At 33.2% G+C, this 20,244-nt stretch carries 16 protein-coding genes; 9 read left to right on the top strand and 7 right to left on the bottom strand.

All coding sequences use genetic code 11. The features are described from left to right. The first annotated feature begins 114 nt into the window (after nt 1-114). The 5 genes from gabR to BK821_RS02345 all read left to right on the top strand — a co-directional run bounded on the left by gabR (nt 115) and on the right by BK821_RS02345 (nt 6,748). Nucleotides 115-1,500 (top strand): MocR-like transcriptional regulator GabR, encoded by a 1,386-nt coding sequence (gabR, locus tag BK821_RS02365; protein ID WP_071331097.1) that lies wholly within the window; start codon nt 115-117, stop codon nt 1,498-1,500. A 108-nt stretch (nt 1,501-1,608) separates the two neighbouring features. Next, complete coding sequence (gene gabT, locus BK821_RS02360; RefSeq protein ID WP_046837513.1) at nt 1,609-2,925, top strand: 4-aminobutyrate--2-oxoglutarate transaminase; 1,317 nt, start codon at nt 1,609-1,611, stop codon at nt 2,923-2,925. 87 nt (nt 2,926-3,012) lie between these two features. Then, entirely contained in the window at nt 3,013-4,392 is a 1,380-nt protein-coding gene (locus BK821_RS02355; protein ID WP_046837514.1) for an NAD-dependent succinate-semialdehyde dehydrogenase, read from the top strand. A gap of 158 nt (nt 4,393-4,550) precedes the next feature. Continuing rightward, nucleotides 4,551-5,942 (top strand): APC family permease, encoded by a 1,392-nt coding sequence (locus BK821_RS02350; RefSeq protein ID WP_071331096.1) that lies wholly within the window; start codon nt 4,551-4,553, stop codon nt 5,940-5,942. A 197-nt stretch (nt 5,943-6,139) separates the two neighbouring features. Continuing rightward, nucleotides 6,140-6,748, top strand: coding sequence for a flavin reductase family protein (locus tag BK821_RS02345; RefSeq protein ID WP_071331095.1), 609 nt, complete (start codon nt 6,140-6,142; stop codon nt 6,746-6,748). A 212-nt stretch (nt 6,749-6,960) separates the two neighbouring features. Here the strand turns inward: BK821_RS02345 and BK821_RS02340 are convergent, their stop codons facing one another. Both BK821_RS02340 and BK821_RS02335 read right to left on the bottom strand, forming a co-directional pair. Beyond that, nucleotides 6,961-7,854: a fructose bisphosphate aldolase gene (locus BK821_RS02340; RefSeq protein ID WP_071331094.1), complete on the bottom strand. Its 894-nt coding sequence runs from the start codon at nt 7,852-7,854 to the stop codon at nt 6,961-6,963. A gap of 133 nt (nt 7,855-7,987) precedes the next feature. Beyond that, entirely contained in the window at nt 7,988-8,713 is a 726-nt protein-coding gene (locus BK821_RS02335) for a class I SAM-dependent methyltransferase (RefSeq protein ID WP_071331093.1), read from the bottom strand. Between the two features lie 563 nt (nt 8,714-9,276). Here BK821_RS02335 and BK821_RS02330 point away from each other — a divergent pair. Further along, nucleotides 9,277-10,899, top strand: a complete 1,623-nt coding sequence (locus BK821_RS02330) for a BCCT family transporter (RefSeq protein WP_071331092.1) — start codon at nt 9,277-9,279, stop codon at nt 10,897-10,899. 107 nt (nt 10,900-11,006) lie between these two features. Here BK821_RS02330 and cudC read toward each other — a convergent pair whose 3' ends face one another. Next, entirely contained in the window at nt 11,007-11,561 is a 555-nt protein-coding gene (gene cudC / locus BK821_RS02325) for a choline uptake/conversion transcriptional regulator CudC (RefSeq protein WP_046837519.1), read from the bottom strand. Nucleotides 11,562-11,749: 188 nt separating this feature from the next. Between cudC and betB the strand changes: the two genes are divergently transcribed. After that, nucleotides 11,750-13,243, top strand: coding sequence for a betaine-aldehyde dehydrogenase (betB, locus tag BK821_RS02320; RefSeq protein WP_046837520.1), 1,494 nt, complete (start codon nt 11,750-11,752; stop codon nt 13,241-13,243). A 69-nt stretch (nt 13,244-13,312) separates the two neighbouring features. After that, entirely contained in the window at nt 13,313-14,995 is a 1,683-nt protein-coding gene (betA, locus tag BK821_RS02315) for a choline dehydrogenase (RefSeq protein ID WP_046837521.1), read from the top strand. Nucleotides 14,996-15,063: 68 nt separating this feature from the next. On the opposite strand, the gene BK821_RS02310 is transcribed toward betA, so the two are convergent. The 4 genes from BK821_RS02310 to BK821_RS13160 all read right to left on the bottom strand — a co-directional run bounded on the left by BK821_RS02310 (nt 15,064) and on the right by BK821_RS13160 (nt 18,897). Further along, on the bottom strand, nt 15,064-15,411 hold the full coding sequence (locus tag BK821_RS02310) for a MerR family transcriptional regulator (protein ID WP_046837522.1): 348 nt from the start codon (nt 15,409-15,411) through the stop codon (nt 15,064-15,066). Between the two features lie 70 nt (nt 15,412-15,481). Beyond that, nucleotides 15,482-15,811, bottom strand: a complete 330-nt coding sequence (locus BK821_RS02305; RefSeq protein WP_046837523.1) for a hypothetical protein — start codon at nt 15,809-15,811, stop codon at nt 15,482-15,484. 14 nt (nt 15,812-15,825) lie between these two features. Continuing rightward, nucleotides 15,826-16,584, bottom strand: a complete 759-nt coding sequence (locus BK821_RS02300) for an SDR family oxidoreductase (RefSeq protein ID WP_046837524.1) — start codon at nt 16,582-16,584, stop codon at nt 15,826-15,828. Between the two features lie 153 nt (nt 16,585-16,737). After that, nucleotides 16,738-18,897 (bottom strand): bifunctional glycosyltransferase/CDP-glycerol:glycerophosphate glycerophosphotransferase, encoded by a 2,160-nt coding sequence (locus tag BK821_RS13160; RefSeq protein WP_083390146.1) that lies wholly within the window; start codon nt 18,895-18,897, stop codon nt 16,738-16,740. Nucleotides 18,898-19,478: 581 nt separating this feature from the next. Here BK821_RS13160 and BK821_RS02290 point away from each other — a divergent pair. Continuing rightward, nucleotides 19,479-19,934, top strand: coding sequence for a GNAT family N-acetyltransferase (locus BK821_RS02290; RefSeq protein ID WP_046837526.1), 456 nt, complete (start codon nt 19,479-19,481; stop codon nt 19,932-19,934). Nucleotides 19,935-20,244 lie beyond the last annotated feature (310 nt).

Below are 20,244 nucleotides of genomic sequence, written 5' to 3'. Positions count from 1 at the left end.
CGCTGTTTTTGATTAGAAATTAAAAATGTAGAGCGATTTATAAATTCATTAACAACTCTATCTAAACAATGTGTATAATATATAAATTATAGAAAGAATTAAAGGGGTGTAATCATGCAACGAGACACAGAGCAGTATATTTATCGAGAAATATATAATCGTTTAAAAGAAGACATACTTGCATTTAAATACGATAGCCATGAAAAGTTACCGTCTAAAAGGGGAATGGCAGAACATCTTAGTGTGAGTGTCAATAGTGTGAAATCAGCTTATGAACAATTATTAGCAGAGGGATATATTTACACTAAAGAACGGAAAGGATATTTTATTGAACCCTTAGATAAATTAATTATTGATCCACATGCGCATATTACATTAGAAGCACATGAAAGTAATCTTGAAGAGGCTTATGATTTTTCTTTTTCTCATATGAGTACCGACATCTCAGAATTTCCAGTAGATACGTGGACGAAATTAATGAAAAGAGTATTTCAAAATTACGATTATTATTTATCCGCGATACCACATATCAAAGGGCCAGTAGAACTGAGACAGTCTATAGCTAAGTTAGTATCATATCAAAGAGGGATACAGTGCCATCCAGAGCAAATTGTTATAGGGTCTGGGACGAATACATTATTAATGAAGTTAATCCAGCTAATGGAAGATGACGTTAAGATTGCAGTGGAAAATCCTGGCTATTCGAGGTTTCGAGCGTTGTTAAAGCAAACAGAGACACACATCTTACCTATAGAATTAGATCATAAAGGCATATCTATAAATCAAATTAAACAGCTGCAGCCACAAGCTGTAATTGTGACGCCTTCACATCAATTTCCAATGGGAACAATTATGCCTGTTTCAAGACGAATCGATTTATTAAATTGGGCGAGTCAAAACCATAGCTATATTATAGAAGATGATTACGACAGTGAATTTAAATATGAAACTGATAATATCCCCTCATTATTCAGTTTCGATAAAAATGAAAGTGTCATCTATTTAGGTACATTTTCGAAAACACTTATGCCTGGACTTCGTATAAGTTATATGATTTTACCAAGTACATTAATTAAAAAGTTTGAATCACAGAATCATAATATGATTCCTGATTTTTCTATGTTAAATGCATTGACATTAAATTTAATGATTAAAGAAGGACACTATGAAAAATATCTTAAGAAAATGCATCAACTCTATGGCAAAAAAAGAGCGTATTTAATAGCAGAGCTCAATAAAGTATTAAAATCTGATATCACGATTAAAGATACGCAAGCAGGATTACATTTTATAGTAGAAGCAAAGTCTCGATACACATACAAAGAAATTGAAACACGTGCAAGAGCTCAAAAATTAGAACTTTATACAATAAACAGGTTTTCTGTGAAAGCGCTTCAAAATAATTCTGAATCTAAATTACTAATCATAGGTTTCTCTAAAATTCAGCAACAGCAAGTACCAGAAGCTGTTCAACGTTTAAAAAAAGTATTGTTAGGATGAGTTGGTACCATCTATTAAGGGAAACTGGTGCTTTACACAATACCAATAATATTCTAAATTTTTAGATAACATTAAAATTTTGAATATAAAAGTGTAGGGGGTTTCTTTATGTCAGAGCAATTTGAATATTATAAAGCAAAAAGAGAACAATATGTAGCACGCGGTGTTGGTAACGGTAATTTACATGTTGCAGATAAAGCACAAGGTTCTACGATTACCGATATAGATGGCAATACATTCATTGATTTTGCAGGTGCAATTGGTACATTGAATGTAGGACACACACATCCTAAAATAACAAAACATTTAAAAGAACAGTTAGATAAATTCATACATCCCGGTTTTAATGTCATTATGTATGAAAGTTATTTGAATTTAGCCCAAAAACTAACTGAAATTACACCTGGTCATTTTGATAAAAAAGCAATTTTACTTAATTCTGGTGCTGAAGCAGTTGAAAACGCTGTGAAAATTGCACGTAAATATACAGGAAGACAGGCAGTTGTTTCATTTGTCAGAGGTTTCCATGGGCGTACAAATTTAACGATGTCTATGACAAGTAAAGTAAGACCTTATAAGTATGGATTTGGACCATTTGCTCCAGAAGTCTATCAAGCCCCATATCCAAATGTCTCTGAAAAAGCCGAATCATTATCAGAAGCTGAATACATTGATCAAGTCATTAATAAATTACATGATTTCTTTATCGAAACAGTAGATCCAAGTGAAGTAGCATGTATTGTTATGGAGCCAGTACAAGGTGAAGGTGGATTTATTATTCCAGATTCAAAATTTGTGGCAGCAGTTAAACAAATTTGTGAAGATAATGGTATTGTTTTTGTTGTAGATGAAATTCAGACAGGATTTGCACGTACTGGGAAAACATTTGCAATAGAACACTTTGATATTGCGCCCGATTTAATCACAGTTTCAAAATCATTGGCTGCAGGTTTTCCGTTAAGTGCAGTTGTAGGTAAAGCGGAAATTGTTGATAGTGCATCCCCAGGTGAATTAGGTGGGACATATGCTGGTAATCCATTAGCTTGTGAAGCGGCATTAAAAGTTATTGATATTATAGAAGAAGAGCAGTTAAATGAGAAAGCAGAAACATTAGGATATAATTTAGAAAATTATTTATACACGTTAAGTGAAAAACATGACAGTATAGCAAATATTCGTCGTTTGGGGGCAATGGTTGCATTAGAGATTATAGATCCTAAAACGGGGCAACCAGATAAAGTACGCACTGGAAAAATTGTACAGGCAGCAAACCAAAACGGTTTATTATTATTATCTGCTGGTATAAAAGGAAATGTGATTCGTTTCTTAGCGCCATTAGTTATTACTGATGAAGAACTTAACCAAGGATTGACAATCTTAAAAGAAGTATTTGATCAAGTTGCAACGACACACCGTATATCATAAATTGACATAAAATAGAGCCAGTTTAAAGCATACGTTTTTAAAGGTAATGATTTAGTATAACTAAAGTTAAAAAGGGGAGTCGAACATATGACACAATTGGAAGTTACTAATCCAGCGACAAATGAAGTCATTGAACGTCTAGAATATACAAGCCATGAGGATATTCATACACAAATTGAACGTACACATCAAGCTTTTGAAAAGTGGAAATATAAAGATGCTCATGAACGTTCAGCTAAGTTATTACAGTGGGCAACACTTATTGATGAACATCAGGATGAACTTGCACGTCTTATTACATTAGAGGGCGGTAAGCCATTAGCAGAAGCAAAAGGCGAAGTTATTTACGCGAATTCATATGTAAAATGGTATGCCGAAGAAGCTAAGCGTGTATATGGACGTACAATACCAGCTAACACACCGTCTAAGAAGATTGTTGTAGATAAGTTTCCTGTAGGCGTTGTTGGTGCAATAACACCATGGAATTTCCCAGCAGCTATGATAACACGCAAAATCGCACCAGCTTTGGCAGCAGGGTGTACAATTATATGTAAACCAGCAGTTAAGACGCCTTTAACAACGATTAGACTAGTAGAACTTGCGCATGAAGCGGGGATACCAAAAGATGCTGTGTCTTATATTATTGCTTCCGGCAAAGATGCTGGCGATATATTTACAAGTCATGAGCTTATCAATAAAGTGACCTTTACTGGATCGACAGGTGTGGGGAAAACACTTATTGAACAATCCGCGCAGACAGTTAAAAATGTAACGATGGAACTCGGTGGTTTGGCACCGTTTATTGTCCATAAGGATGCGGACTTAGAGGCTGCGGTGGATGGAACAATAGCTTCTAAATTTAGAAATGCAGGACAAACGTGTATTTGTGCAAACCGTATATATGTACATGAAGATATTGCTGACCAATATATTGAAAGCCTTACAGAAAAAGTCCATGACTTAAAAATTGGTAATGGATTAGATGAAGGTGTGAAGGTTGGTCCAGTCATCGATGCTAATGCAGTGGAAAAAGTCCTGTCACACATTACAGATGCTCAAGATAAAGGTGGTAAATTATCTAGAAGTGTTGATGATATCCAATCACTAGGTGGTAATTTCTTGAAACCAGTTGTGATATCTAATGCAAATACAAATATGAAGGCAATGTATGAGGAGACTTTCGGTCCCGTAGCGCCAGTCATGACATATAGTGACTTAGATGAAGTCATTCGTATTGCTAATGATACAGAATTTGGCTTAGCATCATACTTCTTTACTAATGATTATCGTACAGGATTAAAATTATTTAACGAGTTAGATTATGGTGTAATTGGTTGGAATGATGGTGGACCATCTGCAGCACATGCACCGTTTGGCGGATTGAAAGAAAGTGGATATGGCAGAGAAGGCGGTACAGAAGGTATTGAACCATACTTAGAAACAAAATATCTCTCTGTAGAAGTCTAAAAATAGAAATACATGAAAGTTAACAATATATATAAACAAAGGCAGTCATAAATGAAATATAGCAATTAACTGATGGTAGGTTAAGGATGAAAAAGACAGTAATTTCAATCTTAACCTATCACTTTTTAAAATTTAATGAATGTTATGGGGTATGTTCAATGAAATCGAAATCGCAATTTAATAAAACGATGAATGTTGTTGACGTCTTGTTCCTTGCTATTGGTGCCATGCTAGGATGGGGTTGGGTTGTCCTTTCGGGGGAATGGGTGTCTACAGCAGGTTTTGTAGGTAGTATTATCGCATTTTTACTAGGTGGATTTTTAGTTATTGTAATTGGATTAACTTATGCGGAACTTGCTTCTGCTATACCAGAAACGGGTGGAGGCTTCATCTTTGTGAAGAAAGCTTTTTCTCCAGGGATCGCATTTATCTCTGGTTGGTCTGTATTATTTGGATACGTTTCAGTTATAACGTTTGAAGCTGTGGCATTGCCAACTGTAATTGATTATGTAGTACCCTTTGAACACCAAGGTTTAATGTGGAATATTGCTGGATGGGATGTTTATATTACTTGGGTATTAATTGGTTCTGTAGGTAGTATTTTACTGACATCGTTGAATTATTTTGGTGTGAAACCAGCAGCTATTATGCAAACGGTATTTACTATTTTTATTGTTGCAGTAGGCTTATTGTTAGTATTCGGCGCTGGATTTAACGGTGACTTTAGTAATTTAAAACCTTTTGAAAATGGTGTGGGTGGTACCATGTCTGTGTTAATGATGATACCATTCCTATTTGTTGGATTTGATGTTATACCTCAAATTGCTGAAGAAGTAAAAGCACCTTCGAAAAAAATTGGTGGTATTTTAATATTCTCTATTGTTGCTTCGGTAATATTTTACTTACTTATCGTATTTGGTGTAGCAACAGGACTTTCTCCAAAGGCCTTATCGACCAGTAATTTAGCGACTGCTGACGCTATGGTTAATCTGTTTGGCAGTAATGGGTTTGGTGTCTTACTTGTACTTGGTGGTGTAGCAGGTATTATTACAAGTTGGAACGCCTTTATTATAGGAGGCAGTCGCATATTGTATGCAATGGCAAACAACGGAATGATTCCTAAGTGGTTCGCCTATATACATCCGAAATTCAAAACACCAACACATGGTATTTTATTCTTAGGTATTCTAGCTTTTGTAGCGCCTTTATTAGGACGACCGGCCCTTTTATGGATTGTTAATGCGGGAGGAATTGGTGTGGTGTTAGGCTACTTGCTTGTTGCTTTTTCATTTCTGAAGTTACGTAAGAGCCAACCAGGATTGGAACGACCTTATCGTATTAAGAATGGCAGAGCGGTGGGAATTATTGCTATTATTTTAAGTATTTTATTTATTGTAATTTATTTGCCAGGAATGCCTTCTTCTTTAGCTTGGCCATCTGAGTGGTTAATTGTTATTGTATGGTATTTGATAGCATTTGTGCTTTATTTTACACAAAAAAGAAAAACGACTAATCATTATAATATACCAGCACATATAGAAAAAGAATAAATAAAAAAAGCATGTCTTCTAAAATAATGAAGATGTGCTTTTTTATTAACAATACTTGAATAAAATAAATGATATAGATGTTTGAAACATAGCAATTGTTATTATTTTAAGTATTAAGTATAATTACACATAGCTTAAAGACATGTTGCTTATTTTAAAACAATATATAGCGTTATTGTTTAAAGGAGAATACAAAAATGAAAAAATTATTAGCAAATCAATTATCAGATGTGCAAAATTATAAATTATTATCGGGGAGTATTATTCCCAGACCTATCGCTTTCGTAACATCACAAAATAATAATGGTGTCTTGAATGCGGCACCGTTTAGCTTTTTTAATATTGTAAATAACGCACCACCTATGATATCAATTTCAGCACAACGCGCAGGTGGTAAACGTAAGGATACAGCTTTAAATATAGAAGAAGTGGGCGAATTTGTCGTTCACATTACTGATGAAAACAATGTGGAAAATGTGAATATAACAGCAGCACAATTGAAACCAGAAGAAAATGAACTGGACCACACTAAGTTTACACTTGTTGACTCTGAAAACATTACGGTGCCAGGTATAAAAGAGGCGAAGATTCGATTAGAATGTAAATTGGAGCGAATTGTAGAGATCGGTTCAAAAGATGACGGTGCAGACCTTATTATAGGTGAAGTGGTGAAATATCATATCGATGAAGATATTTATTTTGGGGATAGCAAGATAGACGCATTGAAACTTGAACCTGTCGCACGTTTAGCAGGAAATGATTACGCAAAACTAGGAGACACATTTACAATTGAACGACCTGAATAGTGAATTTTATTAATATAAGTATTACGGATGAACGAGTTAGGGACAAAGTATGTTATGAAATATTGAAAGTGAAAAGAAATAAACTCGAATAACATAAAAAGGAAGATTTCTATATTAAAATAGAAACCTTCCTTTTTTAAGTTATCTAAAGTATTTGTAATGCTTAAGATTTTCTAGGAAATACTATTTAAAGAAAAAGTAAGCTTACAAAATTATAAATTTTTGTTAACAGAAGCGTCGTAGATAGAATCTACTGTTTCAGCTAAAATTTTGTCAAATTCTTCTTCAGATTGATTTACATTTAAATCATTAATTAAGGCACGTGAGAAACTAGCAATAAGACCTTCATTTTGTTTTAGTACTTCGTTCGCATGTTCTCTACTATAACCGCCAGACAACGCAACAACTCTAACAACATTTGGGTGATTAATTAATGATTGGAATTGGTTAACGTTAGTAGGTATAGACAATTTCAACATGACAAGTTGATCTTCGTCTAATTTATTTAATTCTTTTAAAATAGCGTCAGTTAAATAGGATTCTATTTCTGCTTTTTCTTCAGCATTTATATTAACTTCGGGTTCGATGATAGGTACTAATCCAGCAGCAATGATTTGTTTAGCAACTTCAAATTGTTGTTTTACAACTGAATCAATGCCTGCTTTATTAAGCTCTAGAATGTTAGAGCGCATTTTCGTACCAAAAATTTTATGTTCATTTGCACGACGTAATAAATCGTCTAAATCTGGCATTGGTTTCATTAATTGAACGCCATCTTTTTCTTCGGCTAAGCCTTTATCGACTTTTAAGAATGGGACAACGCCTTTATCTGCTAAGAAATCGCCAGTATGTTTGCCATCGACTTCGCGGTCCATTGTTTGTTCGAAAAGGATAGCACCAATAATTTTTTCTGAGCTGAATGCAGGTGATGATACAATACGCGTGCGCATATCATGAACGAGTTTGAACATTTCGTCTTCACTACTATATTGATCTTCAGTAACGCCGTAATCTTTTAAGGCTTTAGGTGTACTCCCACCACTTTGGTCTAACGCAGCGATGAAGCCTTTACCATTTTTTACTTTATCCAATTGTTCTTTATTCATTCTTACCACTCCTTATACTTTGTTCAACTTCAACTATAGTATGATAAAAATTACACTATAACGCAAGTTCTGAGCATCTTAGATTTAGAAATATAATAAATAGAATACTAACTTTAATAAATAATAGGGATACTTAGGTGAAAGGCTTAGTAATGGCAATTAAAAAAATAGGTGTTGGGTTATAAAAAGCATCTTTTTTTCTATACACACGTTGATAAACGTCAACATCGACATGAATATGCTTAAAACCTAAACGCTGCAGAATTTCAATGTCGTATTGTGGGCGTTGTTGTTGATTAATTGAAATACTTTGCTTAATGGCTTCGCTTTCTTGCAACATAGTATCGCCTAATGCGAGGTGGGCATGATCATCAGGGATATTACTATAGTCTTCAAATGAATCTTTACCATAGTCTCCATCAATATTAATGAGTGTGCCATTGGCTTTTAATACTCTGAGCCATTCACTATATACTCCTTGTGTATTTGACAATAACCAAGTGACATTTCGAGCAATAACGACGTCAAATGTTGCATCTTCAAAATCTAATTGCTCAGCATCCATAATTTGAAATTGTATTTGTTGTTGAAAATGTTGTGCATTTTGTTGTGCCGATTTAATCATGTCCGAAGATATATCAATACCTGTAACATCGCCACCTTGTTGTGCACATAAAATAGCTAGGAATCCTGCTCCAGTACCTATATCCAAAATTTTCATGCCTTCTTGAATCGATGTAACATTATTAATTTCCTTTATCCATGCTTGAGCATGGGCACTTTCTAATTCCGCTTGTTTATCTTTGCTAAAAGATAGTGCACGCTTGTCCCAATAGTTAATGATTTTATTTTTATTCATTTTAATGACCTCTTTGTTAAAATTCTTATAAATATCTACTACATATTATAGAATAAATTCACTCGAAAGTAAGAAAAGATGATAGTAATATTTTATAAGAAAAAATTGATTTTAAAAAATATGACGCTATATTGCTATATTAATATTGAAAAAGGAGGCTTAATTTTTGATGAAAAACAACTTCATTTCATCAAAAAACAAGAGAATATAAATTCAACAATTTATTAAAAAATTCTGTTATTTTTACATGTAAGCTAAAAAAATACAAAGAAATATTTATACATTTTTATTGCATAAAAATACATAATGTAAACTTTGTAAGATTTGTTCAATTCGTTAAATTTAAACTTAATACTGTGATTGTGGCAATTTTCTTAAGATGATAAATTAATATGATTATATAATTATTCATCTTTTTAAGATGATAAATTTGAATGCAAGTTGCATTATTATTTAAAGTTCGTTAGGCTCATGTTTGTGAATAACTAAATGATTTGTTTATAGGAACGAAGATTATAAGACAAATTTTTACATAATATTCAATTTATGAGGAGTGCTCAAAAGTGAAAAACAATAAAGTTATGGATTGGCCGACGTTTATAGGCACAGTAATTGTATTATTATTTGCTGTTGTGCCAATGCTCGTGTTTCCTAAAGCAAGTCAAGAAGTAATTACCGGGTTGAATAAAGCCGTGTCAAATTCTCTTGGCTCAGTATATTTATTACTTGGATTAGTAATTTTTGGATTTGTACTTTACATAGCATTTGGTAAGTACGGAAATGTCACATTAGGTAAAGCTACAGATAAGCCTGAATTTAATGATTTTAGTTGGGCTTCAATGTTGTTCTGTGCGGGTATTGGCTCAGATATTTTATACTGGGGTGTTATCGAATGGGCATATTATTATCAAACACCACCACATGGTGGCAAAGGCATGACAGATCATGCATTAGAGTATGCAACAATGTATGGCATGTTCCATTGGGGACCAATTGCATGGGCAATATACGTGTTACCTGCATTGCCAATCGGTTATTTAGTATTTGTTAAAAAGAAACCGATATTTAAAATTAGCCAAGCTTGTCGACCAATTTTAAAAGGACAAACAGATAAGTTTTTAGGTAAAGTTGTAGATATCGTGTTTATTTTGGCCTTATTATGTGGGGCAGCAACTTCATTGGGACTAGGTGTACCTTTGATTTCAGCAGCTATTGAGCGTTTAACAGGTATTGATGGGCATAATATGTGGATGCGCACAATTATTCTATTATTAATCACATTAGTCTTTGCCATAAGTTCTTATACAGGGCTTAAAAAGGGTATACAAGTCTTAAGTGACGTCAATGTATGGATTTCGTTACTGTTGTTAGCATTTGTATTTATAGTGGGACCAACAGTATTTATTATGGAAACAACAGTTACTGCATTCGGTGATATGTTGAAGAATTTCTTCCAAATGGCAACATGGCTTGAACCTTTTGGGGGCATTGGTGGACGAAAAGATACGAATTTCCCTCAACAATGGACTATATTTTATTGGTCTTGGTGGATTGTTTATGCGCCATTTATTGGTTTGTTTATTGCCCGTATTTCAAAGGGACGTACTCTAAAAGAAGTTATTTTAGGGACAATTGGTTATGGGACATTAGGTTGCTTGATGTTCTTTGGTATTTTTGGAAACTATGCAGTGTATTTGCAAATTTCAGGACAATTTAATGTTATTAATTTCTTGAATTCACATAGTGCAGAATCAACAATTATTGAAGTTATGCATCAACTACCATTTCCAAATCTGATTGTTGTATTATTTGTTATAGCAGCTTTCTTATTCCTAGTTACTACTTTTGATTCTGCTTCTTATATTTTAGCGGCAGCAACTCAAAAACAAGTAATAGGTGAACCGGTACGTGCTAATAGATTATTCTGGGCATTTGCATTAAGTTTATTACCTTATTCATTGATGTTAGTTGGAGGACAAAATGCATTAGACGTCTTGAAGACAGCATCACTTTTAGCGAGTGTTCCTTTAATTGTGGTATTTGTTATCATGATGATATCGTTTATACGAACATTAGAGGGTGATCGTCTGAAACTTGAGAGACGTGCAGATAAATTTAAAGAAGTGGAAAGACGTTCACTTAGAATGATACAAGTAAGAGAGAAAAAAGAAGACGATAATTTATAGATGTAAGTAAAGAAACTGCCAGCTTAAGTTGGCAGTTTCTTTTATTTTTTTAGAGATAAATAAAAAAAGCACTAAGAAATTAAACTTTCTTAGTGCTTTAGCAATTATTATTTAACTTTCTTTTCGGGTATTGGAAAGTATTCGAATATTTCTCCACTTTCGATTGCATGACTCAAATTTTCTAGCCATTCGTAATACGGTAAAGTATCGATTAACTGCTGTTTGATTTCATGAGCTTCTTGTTTTGTAGGCTCATCGACATTTTTATCGTTGATAAGGTCATCAAGTAATGCAACGGAATCATGTACGGCTTCAGAATTGATAACAATCTCTCTATGCCATTTACGTGTGAAGAAATTACTGAAGAAATTGAAAAAGTTTTTTTCGGCGGTAAAATGTTGTTTTCGACTACCACGTGTAAATTGCTGTTTAACAATATCAAATTCTTGAAGCCTTTTAACGCCAGCGCTCATACTTGGCTTACTCATTTGAAGTTGTTCGCGCATTTCATCTAACGTCATACTACCTTCAAAGAGCATTGTGCCGTATAAATTTCCTACACTACGGTTAATTCCATAGAGATCCATCGTTTCTCCAATTGCGTTAATAACGATGTCTTTTGCTTCATTTAATTGGTGATCAGGGTTGTTTGAATGTACCAAAATGTACACCTCCGACATATTATTTTAAAAAATACAAATTTAAAATATTAGGCTAATTTGCCTTAATAGCGAGGAAACTAACCATTTTCTATTTAAACTCGTTTGACACCCTTTCGTTTACTATGCTAACATAAAATCTATAAAATTCGTTAAATAAAAATTTAACAAACTTAACGGAGGTAATTTTAATGGAACTTGTAAAAAATTTATCTCGTCGTCAATATATTGATGGTGAGTGGGTAGATAGCTCTAATAAAGAAACAAGAAAAATTATTAATCCATATAATCAAGAAGTTATTTTTGAAGTAGCTGAAGGTACTTCAGAAGATAGCGAACGTGCAATTGTTGCAGCTAAAAAAGCTTTTAATAAAGGTGAATGGGCACAAGAAACGAGCGAAAATAGAGGTAAAAAAGTCAAAGCAATCGCTGATTTAATCGTAACGCATCGTGAAGAGCTTGCTAGACTTGAAACTTTAGATACTGGTAAAACATTAGAAGAATCATATGCCGATATGGACGACATTGCGAATGTATTTAACTACTTTGCTGGTTTAGCCGATAAAGATGGTGGAGAAATTATAGATTCACCGATTCCAAATACGGACAGTAAAATTGTGAAAGAACCGGTAGGCGTGGCAACACAAATTACACCGTGGAATTATCCTTTACTACAAGCATCATGGAAAATCGCTCCAGCTTTAGTTACAGGGTGTTCATTGGTTATGAAACCAAGTGAAATCACACCATTAACAACAATTCGTGTATTTGAATTGATGGAAGAAGTTGGATTTCCTCAAGGTGTAATTAACTTAGTATTAGGTAAAGGTTCTGAAGTTGGTGAACCATTATCGTCACATAAAGATGTTGACTTAGTTTCGTTTACAGGTGGTATTGAAACAGGTAAACACATCATGAAACAAGCAGCTAATCACGTTACAAATGTTGCATTAGAATTAGGTGGTAAAAACCCTAACATTATTTTTGATGATGCAGATTTTGAACTTGCAGTTGATCAAGCATTAAATGGCGGTTTCTTCCATGCAGGTCAAGTTTGTTCTGCAGGCGCAAGAATTATCGTCCATAACGATATTAAAGATAAATTTGAAGCTGCTTTAATAGAAAGAATTAAACGTATTAAATTAGGTGATGGTTTTGATCCTGAAACTGAAATGGGACCAGTCATCTCAGCAGAACATAGAGAAAAAATAGAAAAATATATGGAAGTTGCTAAATCTGAAAATGCGACTATCGCTATAGGTGGTAAACGTCCTGAACGTGAAGATTTACAAGATGGTTTCTTCTTTGAACCAACAGTTATTACAGATTGTGATACTTCAATGCGTATTGTACAAGAAGAAGTATTCGGGCCTGTTGTTACAATTGAAGGCTTCTCAACAGAAGAAGAGGCAATTGAACTTGCAAATGACTCAATTTATGGCTTAGCTGGCGGACTATTTACTAATGATATTAACAAAGCAGAGCGTGTTGTTAATAAATTGAGAATGGGGACAGTTTGGATTAATGACTTCCACCCATACTTTGCACAAGCACCATGGGGTGGTTATAAACAATCAGGTATTGGTAGAGAACTTGGTAGAGAAGGTTTAGCAGAATATCAAGTAGAAAAACATATTCTACGTAATACGAATCCAGAACCAGTGAACTGGTTCGGCAGTAAGTAAGCGACAATTATTTAAATTAAGCTTTATTCATATAAACAACACAATTAAAATTCAGGAGGCAATATATAAATGAGACAATCTTATGATTATATTATCATTGGTGGGGGTAGCGCTGGTTCAGTATTAGGTGGCAGAATAAGTGAAGATGCTTCAAATAATGTGCTTGTATTGGAAGCAGGACGAAGTGACTATCCGTGGGATTTATTAATTCAAATGCCAGCAGCGTTAATGTATCCAGCAGGTAACAAACTATACGATTGGATTTATGAAACAAATGCAGAACCACATATGGATGGACGTAAAGTAGGCCATGCACGTGGTAAAGTATTAGGTGGTTCAAGTTCAATCAACGGTATGATTTATCAAAGAGGTAATCCTATGGACTATGAAAAATGGGCTAAACCAAAAGGTATGGAGCATTGGGACTTTGCACATTGTTTACCATATTTCAAACGTTTAGAGACAACATTTGGTTCTAATAAAGATGATGAATATCGTGGGCACCATGGTCCAATTAAATTAAGACGTGGTCCTGCTACAAACCCATTATTCCAAGCATTCTTCAATGCAGGAGTGGACGCTGGATATAATAAAACGCCAGATGTAAATGGTTTCCGTCAAGAAGGATTTGGACCATTCGATAGCCAAGTACATAATGGACGTCGTGTTTCAGCTTCTAGAGCTTATTTACACCCAGCTATGAAACGAAAAAATTTGGAAGTACAAACGCGTGCATTTGTAACTAAATTAAACTTCGAAGGTAATAAAGTAACAGGTGTTACATTTAAGAAAAATGGCAAAGAGCATACTGTAAGTGCAAAAGAAGTTATTTTATCAGGTGGAGCAATTAACTCACCTCAATTATTACAATTATCAGGTATCGGTGATTCAGAACATTTACGTTCATTAGGTATTGAACCTCGTTTACACTTACCAGGTGTTGGTGAAAACTTTGAAGACCATTTAGAAGTTTATGTGCAACATGCATGTAAAGAACCAGTTTCGTTACAACCGAGTTTAAATAAACTTAAAATGCCATTCATTGGTTTGCAATGGATTTTAGGACGTAAGGGCGCAGCTGCCTCAAACCACTTTGAGGGTGGCGGGTTCGTTCGTTCAAATGATGAAGTAGATTATCCAAACTTAATGTTCCACTTCTTACCAATTGCTGTAAGATATGATGGTACAAAAGCACCAACTGCACATGGTTATCAAGTGCATGTAGGGCCAATGTATTCTAATTCTCGCGGACACCTAAAAATTAAATCTAAAGATCCGTTTGTTAAACCAGACTTCGTATTTAACTATTTATCAACAGAAGAAGATAAACGTGAATGGGTAGAAGCTATAAAAGTAGCAAGAAATATCTTGAACCAAAAATCTTTAGATCCATTCAATGGTGGGGAAATTTCACCAGGACCTGAAGTACAAACAGATGATGAGATTATTGAATGGGTTAAACGTGACGGTGAAACAGCATTACATCCATCATGTAGCTGTAAAATGGGACCTAAATCTGATGAAATGTCAGTTGTAGATCCAGATACATTCAAAGTACACGGTATGGAAAATCTACGTGTTGTAGATGCTTCTGTAATGCCTCGTACTACAAATGGTAATATTCACTCTCCAGTCTTAATGATGGCTGAAAGAGCAGCAGACATCATTAGAGGTAAGAAACCTTTAGAACCTGAGTATGTTGATTATTATCGTCATGGTGTACATGATAAAAATGCAGGTACAATTAAATAAAATGTAAACAAAAAGTAACCGCTGGCCTTATCACAAGGCTAACGGTTACTTTTTTGTTTACAAATGCTTTATTCTTGTTCCAATAATTTGAATTTATTTTCTAATGTTTTTAATCCTTCATCAATGAGCGCTTTTTGCTCTAATAAATTGTTTTGATGTTCTGTAAAAATTGCTTTTCTTTTTTCAATTGTAGATGGTCCTTGGTGATAAAGTTCAGCAATTACTTTAATTTGAGCAATGGGCATATGCGTTTGCCGCATACATTTGATAAACTCAATCCAGTATAAGTCTTCAGATTTGAAGTCTCTATAACCATTGCTGTCGCGTTCTACGAAAGGAAATAACCCAGATTTATCATAATATCTGATTGTATGTGCGCTTATACCAATTTGTTGTGCTGCAGTTTTAACATTCATATAGAAAATCTCCTAATTTAATGAATATGTGACAGACTAGAAGTTTTATATAATGTCTACATATTTTAATTTAGTTTAACTTGGTTAATTGATTAATGAGTGTTTCGTGATGTGTATTAATGATGGCTTTAAAGCCGAAAGTATTTTCTAGCGCTTCAATGAGCCTTGCTTTATTATCATAATGAATTAATTTAACATCAGTTATGCATAAACCAATCCCTTTAATATCATCATGATATAAATTGTTTTGGTGTGATAGTTCGATAAGATAATGTGCTAAATCTTTTACGTAATTTTCTGTTGCGATTTGTACGGTTTGCTGATCGATAGTCTTGTTGTTATCGTCAATAATACTTAGTTGAGTTTCTAGATTTGAAAAGTTTGCAACGAAATATTGCATCATAAAACCTCCATTTATCTTGTAGTATAGCCGCCATTTGCAAATAATGTTTGACCGTTAATCCACCAACCTTCTAAAGTTAAGAATTTAATAATTGGCACTATGTCTTCTATTTGTGTGAGTTGATTGTGTAATGCTTGAGATTTATGGAACGTCACTGCATCATCAGATTCTTGTGGATAAAAGAAAGGTGTATCCATAGGGCCAGGCGCCACGTTATTGACAGATATACCACGTGACATAAACTCTTTTGAAGCAGCGCGTGTATAATGTTCTAAAGGTGCCTTTTCGCCTGCGTAGGTGGAATAATACCCAGTATATGCTGATAATAAGGAAGTAGCAATTGATATTATTTTTCCATGATTATTCATATATTGTTCGGCATACTTTATAAAAAAATAGGCTTGTTTAGCATTAACGTCTTGCATCGTATTATAATCAGATTCTGTTGTATCTGAAATAGATTGCTTTAATACTTTTCCGACTGTATTAATAGCAATATCGACTTTACCAAATGTTTTTACTGCAAATTGGAACAGAGCTTCTATATTGCTTACAATTGTTAAATCACCTGAAAAAAGGGCGCCTTGTCCCCCTAAAGATTTCACTTGTTGAAGTGTATATTGTGCTTCTTCAAGACTGTGTTCATCATGATGGTGAATAATAATATTCGCACCGCTTTGTGCATAAGACTGACTTAGCAATCCCCCTAGATTTTTAGCACCACCAGCAATAACGACGACCTTATCTTGTAAACTATTGAATTTTCCCATATAAAAACCTCCTTTGGAATATACAGAGACTGTACACCTTAGAGCGCACTATCAAGCAAATATAAGGGCATATAGTTGGGACTTAAAAAAGGGTAGAAAACATTATGTTTTCTACCCTTAAAAAATTCATTTGGAATTGTTATTTAACAGAGATTAAGATTGTTTGCGCGTAATTATATCAGCAATGGCACGGGATGATGCTCCGTCCTCTAATGCACAAAAGTCATTATAGAAGCGCTCGATTTTATCTTTATATTCAGCTTCGATTTGATCTAAGTTTTTAAGATCTTCGGCTAGTTTATATGCATCTTGATAAATAGGACCTGGTAAATCGTTGTTGTAATCAAGATAGAAACCTCTTAAATCTTGGCCATATTTATCTAAATCATAGGCAAAGAATATTTGTGGACGTTTTAATACACCATAATCAAAGAAGACAGATGAATAATCGGTAATTAAGCAATCTGAGACTAAATATAATTCAGAGATGTCACTATAGTTTGAAACATCGATAGCAAAGTCTTCATATCCTCTTAAATCAAGTGCATTAGAGATTAAGTAGTGCATTCTTAATAAAATAACATACTCATCGCCTAATTTTTGTTGTAAGTTGTCTAAATCAATTTTTAAATCGAATAAATATTTACCTTTTTTAACAAACTCATCATCTCTCCACGTTGGAGCGTACATGATGACTTTTTTATCTTGTGGCAAGTTTAAACTCTCTTTAAGTTCTTGGATATAAGCTTCGTCATTGGCACGATTAACTAATAAATCATTTCTTGGATAACCAACTTCAAGTATTTTTTCAGGTGGCATCCAAAATGCTGTTTCAAATATTTTAGTTGAATAAGCATTAGGAGAAACTAAATAGTCCCAACGACTCGTTTCTTCTCTGAAATTACGTTTGTAGTTATCTGTTGTAGTTCCTGGCATACGAATAACTTTCATATCATTTGCTAAACGTTTTAAAGGTGTCCCATGCCATGTTTGGATATAAACTTGGTTAGGCTTTTTATTTAAATAAAGTGGTAATCTAGCATTAGCAATCCAGTATTTTGCTTTAGAATAAGCTTCATAGTAGGCGGCTGAGCCTTTTTTAACTTTTTTAGCTGGACCTGGAAGGTAAACATTACCTGGCTTTTTAAATACCCAAATAAACTCATAATTAGGGTGATGTTTCATCATATACTCATAAACATATTTAGGGCTATCACTGTAGTTTTTACCGCCGAAAGCTTCAAATACTATTGTGTTAGGACTTACTTTATCTTCACTATCTGTAAGTTGATAATGCGCACGATTTTTATTTTTTCTACCTAGTGCGACACTTTTTAGTAGTCTCGTATTTTTTCTTAACTTGTTGATTTTATGAGCGGTGTCACGTTTGTTTAACATCAACATTAATGATTCTAAAATAAATAAGGGCTTTTCATTTTTGAAAATATTAAATATTAAAGATCTTGTAACTTTTGGTAGTAATTCACTATGATTTTCATATCTTTCGTCAGTTTTTCTTAAAGAAGGTTCGAAAGAATATTTATATAAATGTCTCATTTTATTTTTTATGAAACGTTTATTTTCTTTATTAGGTGCACGTTTAATAGAGTCGGCAAAACTGGAAACATAATCACTAAAAACGATACTGAATTCTTGTTGTGATAACGTTGGTTTCAAGAAAGGATCATAGATTTCACCTTTGATATAAAATGGGAATCGACTGATACGTACAAAGTTATCAGCATATTTGATAAATTCTAAAACGAATGACCAATCGATAAACACATTTAAATCTTCACTAAACTGTAAGTTATGTCCGCGTGCAATTGCTGTTTTAAAGACAATATTACATACTGAGTGTTTTCGTAAAAATTGATTAGATTTATTTTCTGTTTTTAAAAATTCAACTTTCACTAAATTTTGATCCACGTATTGTGGGATGTCTAAAGTGAACGAATGGATTGGTGCGATAAGTGCATCATAGTGACGGATCTTCTTCATATAGAATGAAAGTGCATATGATGCTAAATAATCATCTGAATCAATGAAAATGAAATAAGGTGCATCAATTTCTTTTAAAGCGACGTTTCTTGCATGTGCGTGTCCTGTATTTTGTTCTAAATCGATTTCTTTGACTGTTATATCCCAATCTTGTAGACAGTGAGAAGCAATTGTTTTAGATTGATCAGTTGACCCATCATTAACTAAAATTAACTCAAAATCTTGAAATCTTTGTTGTTTAAGACTACTTAAACATCTTTCTATATAATCTTCCGAATTGTAATAAGTAACTATAACGGATATAGACTTCATCGTTTTCCCTCTTTTTTTAAATTTTTCTTATATTTACATATAAAATAGAATGTAGCAAATTTTCACTATCATTATCAAATATAAAGTGATAGTAATTGATTTGTGGTGTGTGAAATGTTACGAATTTAAAGTAAAAATTCTGTTTTTATAGCTTTATATGATACTAAAGACCACATTGTAGCATTTTCAGTAGAATTAAATAAAACATAAACCCTTTAATGGGGATGATAATGTTTATTATAATACAAAGAAAATAACTGGCAACACTTTGTGAAATAATCATTGAACTCTTTTATTTTACTATAAATATATAATATATCCAGTAAATTAACAAAAGTATATACTATAACTATTTATCTAATAATAAAAAAGTTATAATAATTTCAATAGAATTTGTTTTTTTACAATGTTAAATTCTTTGTTAAGCTTAATGTTATAGGCTTGTGTAAAAAATATAATCTTATGAAAAGTAAAATGCACAAGGTCAAGCATAATAGTAACAAGTTCTATGAGTGACTTTAAAAGTAACACTTTAATAAAAAGTCATTCATAGATATAACTAAAAGTGAGCGGTGATATAGATGGTAATTAGAAAAGCGACACAGAGTGATTTAGCTATGATTGACCGTATGATACCAAAAGTATTTAAAGAATCTATGGACACTAAAATAAACTTAACTGATGAAACAATGCAATCAATGTCTAGAGCGTTGGTACATCAAGGCGCGGTGTATTATATATTTGTAGAAGATGGAAAAGTGAAAGGATTTATTCTTATAGATTTTAAAAAAGATGACATCGCTCAACATGATTACGGTTTTATATATGAATTATATGTTATAGATATATATAGAAACCAAAGAATTGGAGAAAGTTTATTGAATTTTGTTGAAAAAATTTTTCAAGATCATGATATGAGTGAAATTAGATTAAACGTTTATGCGAATAACTTTGCTAAATTGCTATATCAAAAATTAGGTTATCAAGAGAGAAATATAACAATGTCTAAGGTGATTATAAATAAAGAAAGCCAATGACTTTAATAGGAGACATGATTGATAATTTGATATTCATTTCCGCAATGATTGTAGTGTTTATACATATAATTGCGATATGCTTCCTCAGACCAGTTATGAGATGAAATTTGGAAATACGCTGTACATAATAGTTTGAATGAATATTATGGGAATAAGCATATTTTATAAATGAAGCAAGTATTTCTAAAATAAAAACCTATAATTTTATGACGTATTAAAATTATAGATTATATGTAGTGATATAAAAGCGTGTATTTAATCATCGCATAGAAGTATGATTCACAGAATAGTAGAAATATTTCAATCCTAA

Source organism: Staphylococcus sp. LCT-H4, assembly GCF_001866145.1.
Classification (GTDB): domain Bacteria; phylum Bacillota; class Bacilli; order Staphylococcales; family Staphylococcaceae; genus Staphylococcus; species Staphylococcus succinus.
The sequence above is the reverse complement of the archived record's forward strand: the minus strand, read 5'-3'. Positions and strand labels throughout refer to the sequence as shown.